The following is a 281-nucleotide window of genomic DNA, read 5'->3' as shown; positions in this document are numbered from 1 at the left end:
ACCTCGTCGGCCTCGATCACCGTGTCACCGTTGGTCGTGACATCTATCGTCGCACTCGTGCTGTTCGCGGGGATGACAACATCCGCCGTCGTGCCGTCCTCGTTTCCGCCGCTTATGGTATAGTTGACCGTGGTGGCGTTTAACGGGTCCGCAACGTCAAGACTGACCGTGAAGGTCAACGTCGCGGTGAGCGCATCGCCCTCCGCAACAGGAGCCGGGTCGTCTATCGAGACAACCACCGAGTCGTCGTCCGTGAAACTGCTCGTCCCCTCGCCATCAGT

1 protein-coding gene is annotated in these 281 nt (G+C 60.9%); it reads right to left on the bottom strand.

The window, feature by feature from the left end:
* A partial coding sequence (locus tag MWU56_RS16485) for a hypothetical protein (protein ID WP_247046522.1) occupies positions 1-281 on the bottom strand: 281 nt, incomplete at both ends.

Origin of the sequence: Allomuricauda sp. F6463D (assembly GCF_023015965.1) — a bacterium.
Classification (GTDB): domain Bacteria; phylum Bacteroidota; class Bacteroidia; order Flavobacteriales; family Flavobacteriaceae; genus Flagellimonas.
The sequence above is the reverse complement of the archived record's forward strand: the minus strand, read 5'-3'. Positions and strand labels throughout refer to the sequence as shown.